Raw genomic sequence first — 8,107 nt, 5'->3', positions numbered from 1 at the left:
ACACCGCCGCCAACACCTACCTCGACGCCCTCGCCACCAACCACCCCACAACCACCTCCCTCGCCTGGGGACTCTGGCAACAGGAAAGCGACATCTCGGCGAGTCTCACGGCCGTCGACCGTGCCCGTCTCGCCCGTTCCGGGCTGCGTCCGCTGCCGACGGAGCAGGCGCTGGCGCTGTTCGACGCCGCTGTCTTCGGCGACCACGGGGAACGGCTGCTCGTCCCCTCCCCGCTCACCGCCCCCTCGGGCCCGGCCTCGCCGTTGCTGCGGGGGTTCGCGCCGAAGCGGCGTCCGGCCGCCGCCCACACCGTGGAGGAGCGGGCGGAGGGGCTCGCCGCGCTCGACGCCGCCCGGCGCGGGGCGTACCTGCTGGACCTCGTCCGTACGGAGACGGCCGTCGTCCTCGGGTTCCCCAGGGCCGGTGCCGTCCCCACCGAACGGCCTCTCGTCGAGTTGGGCATCGACTCGCTGACCTCCGTAGAACTGCGCAACCGCCTCAGCACCGCCACCGGGCTCCGCCTACCGGCGACCCTCACCTTCGACCACCCCACCCCCCAGGCCATCGCCGACCTGCTCGACCGTGAGCTGGCCGGGGAGGCCGATCAGGCCGTGACCGTCGGCGCGGAGTCGGCGGGGGCGGGGCCTCTGGCCGACGACCCCGTCGTGATCGTCGGGATGGCGTGCAGGCTTCCCGGCGGGATCGAGTCTCCTGAGGCACTGTGGCGGCTGGTCGAGAGCGGGGGCGACGCCGTCTCCGAGTTCCCCACCGACCGAGGGTGGGACGTGGAGGAGCTGTACGACCCCGACCCGGACAAGGCAGGCAAGTCCTACACGCGCCACGGCGGGTTCCTGAGGGACGCCGCCGACTTCGACGCGGCGTTCTTCAACATCTCCCCCCGTGAGGCGATCGCCACCGACCCCCAGCAGCGGCTGCTGTTGGAGGTGGCCTGGGAGGCGTTCGAGCGGGCGGGCATCGACCCGCTCTCGCTGCGCGGCAGCCGTACGGGGGTGTTCGCCGGGATGATGTACCACGACTACGCGCCCCGCCTTCGGGAGATCCCGGGTGATCTGGAGGGGTACCTCGTCAACGGCAGCGCGGGAAGCATCGCCTCGGGGCGGATCTCCTACACCTTCGGCTTCGAGGGACCGGCGGTGACCGTGGACACCGCATGTTCGTCGTCGCTGGTGGCGCTGCACCTGGCCGCCCAGTCTCTGCGCTCGGGAGAGTCCGACCTGGCGCTGGCGGGCGGGGTCGCGGTGATGTCGACGCCGACCACGTTCGTCGAGTTCTCCCGGCAACGGGGCCTCTCCACGGACGGGCGGTGCAAGGCGTTCTCCTCGACGGCGGACGGCACCGGCTGGGGCGAGGGTGTCAGCCTGCTGCTCCTTGAGCGGCTGTCCGACGCGCGCAGGAACGGTCACCCGGTGCTCGCGGTGGTGCGCGGCTCGGCGGTGAACCAGGACGGCGCGTCGAACGGGCTGACCGCGCCCAGTGGCCCCGCGCAGCAGCGGGTCATCCGGCAGGCGCTGGCCAATGCCGGACTCGGCCCGGCCGAGGTGGACGCCGTCGAGGGTCACGGCACCGGCACGACCCTGGGTGACCCGATCGAGGCGCAGGCGTTGATCGCCACCTACGGCCAGGACAGACCCGCTGAGCGGCCCCTGTGGCTCGGCTCGCTGAAGTCGAACATCGCCCACACCCAGGCCGCCGCCGGAGGTGCGGGCGTCATCAAGATGGTGCTGGCGATGCGGTACGGCGTGCTGCCCAAGACCCTGCACGTGGAGGAGCCGACCCCGCACGTGGACTGGTCCCTCGGGACGGTCAGGCTGCTCACCGAGGCCCGGTCCTGGCCCGAGGGCGGACGGCCCAGGCGCGCGGCGGTCTCCTCCTTCGGGGTCAGCGGCACCAACGCCCACGTGATCCTGGAGCAGCCGCCCCTCATCGAGGAGGAGGAACCCGTCCGTGAGCCCGTCCAGGCCGCGCTGCCGTGGGTGCTCTCCGGGCACGTGCCCGAGGGGTTGCGCGGCCAGGCCGTCAGCCTCGCCACGTTCGTCGAGGGTCGTGACGAGCTCGAACCCGCCGACGTGGCGTACTCGCTCGTCACGACCCGTGGGCCGCTGGCCGAACGCGCCGTCGTGGTCGGCGCGGACCGTGAGACGCTCGCCTCCGGGGTGCGTTCCCTCACCGGGGACGGCGCGCTCCCCGACCACGTGGTGCGCGGCGCTGCGGACGTCGACGGCAAGGTCGTGTTCGTCTTCCCCGGTCAGGGCGGACAATGGCAGGGCATGGCCGCCGGGCTGCTGGAGACTGCGCCGGTCTTCGCCGAACGGCTCACCGAGTGCGCCGCGGCGCTGGCGGAGTTCACCGACTGGTCGCTGCTCGACGTGGTGCGCGGCGCGCCGGACGCCCCCGGTCTCGACCGGGTCGACGTGGTGCAGCCGGTGCTGTGGGCGGTCATGGTCTCGCTCGCCGAACTGTGGCGCTCGTACGGCGTCCGCCCCGACGCGGTGGTCGGCCACTCCCAGGGTGAGATCGCCGCGGCCGTCGTGGCCGGAGGGCTGTCGCTGCGGGACGCCGCCAGGGTGGTCGCGCTGCGCAGCCAGGCCATCACGGCGCTGTCCGGCGAGGGCGGCATGGCGTCGGTCTCGCTACCCGCCGCCGAGGCGGAGGCCAGGCTCGCGGCGTGGGGCGGGCGGCTGTCCGTCGGCGTCGTCAACGGCCCGTCCAGCGTGGTGGTCTCCGGTGAGGTCGAGCCTCTGGTCGAACTGCTGGCCCAGCTCGACGCGGAGGGGGTGCGCAACCGCCGCGTCCCGGTCGACTACGCCTCTCACTCGGCTCGGGTGGAGTCCATTCACGACGACCTGGTCAAGGCGCTGTCGCCGATCGTCCCCCGCACCGGGACCGTCCCCATGCTGTCCACGGCCACCGGGGACTGGATCGACACCTCCGTTCTCGACGCGGAGTACTGGTACACCAACCTGCGGCACACGGTGCGGTTCGAGGAGGCGACCCGGGCTCTGGCCGAGGCGGGGCACACGGCCTTCGTCGAGGTCAGCCCGCATCCGGTGCTCACCGCGAGCATCCACGAGACGCTGGACTCCGGCGACGGGCCGCCCACACTGGTCACCGGGACGCTCCGCCGCGACCAGGGCGGGCTCGACAGGTTCCTGACCTCGCTGGCCGAGGCGTTCGTCCGTGGCGTCCCCGTCGACTGGACGGCCGCGTTCGCCGGAACCGGTCCACGCCGCGTCGAACTGCCGACCTACGCCTTCCAGCGCACCCGCTACTGGCTCGACGGGACCCTCGCCTCCACGGTCTCCTCCGTGGTCTCCCCCACGGTGTCCACGACCGTCTCGCAGGCCGACAGGCTCGCCGGGCTCGGCCCGCAGGAGCGGCGCGAGGCCGTACTGGAGCTGGTGCGGACGGAGGTCGCGGCGGTACTGCGGCACTCCGACCCGGAGGCGGTCGGTACGGCCACGGCCTTCCGTGAGCTCGGTCTCGACTCGCTGACCGCGGTCGATCTGCGCAACCGGCTCAGGGCGGCCACCGGGCTGCCACTTCCCACCACGTTGATCTTCGATCATCCGACCCCGGCCGGGGTGACGGGTCACATCCTCTCCCTGCTGCCCGACTCTCAGGAGGACGGCGCCGCTCCCGTCTCACCACTCGCCGCGCTGCGGCGGCTTGAGGAGGCGCTGTCCGGCGATCCCGGTGGACAGGCCGAGGTCTTGGCCCGGCTGCGTGCCCTCGTGACGCGCTTCGACGTGGCGGCGGGCGTGGACGACACGGAGATCGACCTCGACTCCGCGACCGACGACGAACTCTTCGACCTCCTGGACAGGGGCTGATCCGACATGGCCAACGACGACAAGCTGCGCGAGTATCTCAAGCGCTCGATCGCCGAGACCAAGCAGGCCGAGAGAAGGCTGCGTCACATCGAGGCCAAGGCCAGGGAGCCGATCGCGATCGTGGGCATGGCCTGCCGCCTGCCCGGCGGCACCGACACCCCCGAACAGCTCTGGGACCTCGTCTCAGGCGGCCGGGACGCCGTCACCGAGTTCCCCACCGACCGGGGATGGAACCTCGACGAACTCTACGACCCCGACCCCGACCAGCCCGGCACCTCCTACACCCGCCACGGCGGCTTCCTGGACAGCCCCGGCCACTTCGACGCCGACTTCTTCGGCATCTCCCGCCGTGAAGCCCTCGCCAGCGACCCCCAGCAACGCCTCCTGCTCGAACTCGCCTGGGAGACCCTCGAACACGCGGGCATCGACCCGGCCTCGTTGCGGGACAGCAGGACGGCGGTCTACACGGGGGTCGCCGACAACACCTACGGCTCCCGGTTCACCGAGGTGCCCGACGACCTGGAGGGGTATCTCGCCATCGGCAACCTCGCCAGTGTCGTCTCCGGGCGGATCTCCTACACCTTCGGTTTCGAGGGACCCGCGGTGACCGTGGACACCGCCTGCTCCTCCTCCCTGGTCGCACTGCACCTGGCCGTGCGGGCGCTGCGTTCCGGAGAGTCCGACCTGGCGTTGGCCGGGGGCGCGACGGTGATGGCCACCCCGATCGGGTTCACCGAGTTCTCCCGGCAGCGGGGGCTGGCGCCCGACGGCCGGTGCAAGGCGTTCTCCTCGACCGCGGACGGCACCGGCTGGGCCGAGGGCGCCGGGCTCCTCCTCCTGGAGCGGCTCTCGGACGCCCAGCGCAACGGGCACCGCATCCTGGCTGTCGTCCGGGGCACCGCCATCAACCAGGACGGCGCCTCCAACGGCCTCACCGCCCCCAACGGCCCCGCCCAGCAGCGGGTCATCCGCCAGGCCCTCGAAGACGCCGCGCTCTCTTCCACCGATGTCGACGCCGTCGAGGCGCACGGCACCGGAACCACCCTGGGCGACCCCATCGAAGCCCAGGCACTCATCGCGGTCTACGGCGAAAACCGTTCACAAGACCAGCCTCTGTGGCTGGGGTCGCTGAAGTCCAATATCGGACACGCCCAGGCCGCCGCCGGAGTCGCCGGCATCATCAAGACCGTCCAGGCCCTCCGGCAGAAGGTCCTGCCCAAGACCCTGCACGTCGACGAGCCCACCCCGTACGTGGACTGGAGCGCCGGAACCGTACAGCTCCTCACCGAGAACACCCCCTGGCCGGAAACCGGACACCCCCGCCGGGCAGCCGTTTCCGCCTTCGGCGTCAGCGGCACCAACGCCCACGTCATCATCGAGCAGGCCCCGGAAACACCGTCGGAGCCCCGCGACGAACAGCCCAACCCCGCCCCCGTCGCGCTTCCCCTGTCAGCCCGCTCGGCGGCGGCCCTGACCGCCCAAGCGTCCCGCCTGGCCGACCACCTGGAGGCTCATCCCCAGGCGAGGCCCGAGGACGTGGCCCACTCCCTGGCCACCACCCGAAGCGTGTTCGAACACCGCGCGGTCGTCCTCGGCACCACGAACGCCGACCTGATCAAACGACTCCGCGCCCTCACCGACTCCCCCGTCACCACCGGCACACCCCGGGTGACCTTCCTGTTCACCGGCCAGGGCAGCCAACGCACCGGCATGGGCCACACCCTGTATAAGACCTACCCCGCCTTCGCCCATGCCTTCGACCAGGTCACCGCCCTGTTCGACCGGCACCTCCCTGTTGCGTTGAAGGACGTCATCTTCGACCCCGCCCACGAGGACCTGCTCAACCACACCCTCTACACCCAACCCGCCCTGTTCACCCTCCACACCGCCCTCCACCACCTCCTGGCCTCCTGGAACATCCACCCCACCGCTCTGGCAGGCCACTCCATCGGCGGCATCACCGCCGCCCACCTCGCCGGAATCCTCACCCTGGCGGACGCCGTCCACCTGGTCGCCGCCCGCGCCCGCCTCATGGACGCGTTGCCTCCCGGCGCCATGGCCGCCATCAACGCCCCCGAAACCGACATCACCCCCCTACTCGGCCCCGGGGCGGGTATCGCCGCCCTCAACACCCCCACCTCAACCGTCATCACCGGCGACGTGGAAGCCGTCCGGAAACTCACCGACCACTTCACCGAACTCGGCCGCAAAACTCGAAAACTCACCGTCAGCCACGCCTTCCACTCCCACCACCTCGACCCGATCCTCAACGAGTTCCACGACGCCATCGAAGGCCTGACCTTCAACCCCCCGACCCTGCCCGTCATCTCCGACCACACCGGCGAACCCCTCACCCACACCGACCCCACCTACTGGACCAACCACCTACGCCACCCCGTCCGCTTCCACGACGCCCTCACCACCGCCGCACCCACCACCGACCTCTTCCTCGAACTCGGCCCCGACCCCGTCCTCACCACCTTCGCCACCGAAACCACCCCCACCGTCCCGGCGCTGCCCACCCTGCGCCGCAACCGGCCCGAACCCATCACCGCCCTCACCGCAGCCGCCCACCTCCACACCAACGGCACCCACATCGACTGGACCGCCACCCTCACCGGACAACCCAGGACCGTCGACCTGCCCACCTACGCCTTCCAGCGGGAACGGCTGTGGGCGCAGCCCCCCGTGGACCTGCCGCGTGACGTGGCGGGGCTGGGGCTCAGCGTGGCGGAGCATCCGCTGCTCGGGGCGGCGGTTCCACTCGCGGACGGTGCGGGAACCGTTCTGACCGGGCGTCTGTCCCTGGCCACCCATCCCTGGCTGGCCGACCACGCGGTCTTCGGCACGGTCATCGTCCCCGGCACCGCCTTCGTCGAGCTGGCCGTCCACGCGGCCGATGTGACCGGCCTCGACACGATCGAGGAGCTCGTCCTGCACACTCCGCTGGTCCTCACCGCCCGCGACGCCGTACAGCTGCAGGTCGTCGTCACCGGCTCCCAGGGGAGCGCCGTGGAGATCTACTCCCGTCCCGGTGACGGCTCCGGCGGGTGGACCCACCACGCCGGTGCGACCCTGACCAAGGGCGGCCCCCGGGAGGAGGCGGCCGACCTGACGGTGTGGCCGCCGGTCGGCGCGGAGCCGGTCGAGGTGGGGACGGTCTATCCGGTCCTCGACGAGGCGGGGCTGCGGTACGGCCCGGCGTTCCGGGGGTTGCGTGCCGCCTGGCAGCGCGGCGAGGAGTTGTTCGCCGAGGTCGCCCTGCCGGAGCCGTACGCGCAGGACGCGGCCGGCTTCGGGGTGCATCCCGCGTTGCTGGACGCCGCGGTGCACCTGCCCGCGCTGCGGGGGCTGGCCGACGTGCCGGAGGGCGGCAACCGGTTGCCGTTCGCCTGGAACGGCGTACGGCTGCACGCCTCCGGCGCGACCACGCTACGGGTCCGGGTGGTGATGTCTGATTCGGGGTCGTTGACCCTGTACGCGGCCGACGCCACGGGGGCGCCCGTCGTCTCGATCGACGCGCTCGTCGCCCGGCTCGTCTCGGCGGAGCAGTTGAGGGAGGCGGGGCCCGCCACGGAGAACGGCCTGTTCCGGGTCGAGTGGTCCGAGTTGGCTCCGGGGGTTCCCGGACGTCAGGCCTGGGCCGTACTCGGGGATCGGCAGCTGTACGACGGGCTCAGGGAGACCGGGGTGACCGCCTCACTTTTCGCCGACCTGGACTCGCTGACCGACGCCGTTTCCGCCGGGGAGCCCGTCCCGGCCTTCGTCGTGCTCGCGGTCTCTCCTCAGGACGATCCGGTGGCCGGAGCGCACGACAACACCGAACACGTGCTCGCCGTACTGCGGGAGTGGGTCGAACGGTGGGACGAAGGACGGCTGGTGGTGCTGACCCGGGGGGCCGTCACGACGGGTGAGGAGCCCTCCGACCTGTCCGCCGCCCCGGTGTGGGGGTTGACCCGTTCGGCGCAGGTGGAGCATCCGGGGCGGGTGCTGCTGGCGGACCTGGACGGCACGGCGTCGTCGCTGGAGGGGCTGCCGTCGGCGGTCGCCGCGGCGGTGGCGGCCGAGGAACCGCAGTTCGCGGTGCGCGCGGGGGTGGCCCTCGCTCCCCGGCTGGTTCCTCTGCGTGTCCCCGAGGTCTCCGAGGGACTCGGGCTGGACCCTGAGGGGACGGTGTTGATCACCGGTGGCCTCGGCACCCTCGGCACCACCATCGCCCGCCACCTCGTCACCACCCACAACATCCGACACCTCAT

The 8,107-nt window shown here is 72.0% G+C and carries 2 protein-coding genes; both read left to right on the top strand.

Annotation, left to right across the window (positions count from 1 at the left end):
- A partial coding sequence (locus ABZ470_RS41585) for an acyltransferase domain-containing protein (protein WP_362918709.1) occupies positions 1-3,851 on the top strand: 3,851 nt, incomplete at its 5' end.
- Positions 3,852-3,857: 6 nt separating this feature from the next.
- The coding region (locus ABZ470_RS41580) for a beta-ketoacyl synthase N-terminal-like domain-containing protein (protein WP_362918707.1) at positions 3,858-8,107 on the top strand (4,250 nt) is incomplete at its 3' end.

Origin of the sequence: Streptosporangium sp. NPDC020072 (assembly GCF_040631445.1) — a bacterium.
GTDB lineage: Bacteria > Actinomycetota > Actinomycetes > Streptosporangiales > Streptosporangiaceae > Streptosporangium.
This window is presented reverse-complemented; position numbering and strand designations above follow the sequence as displayed.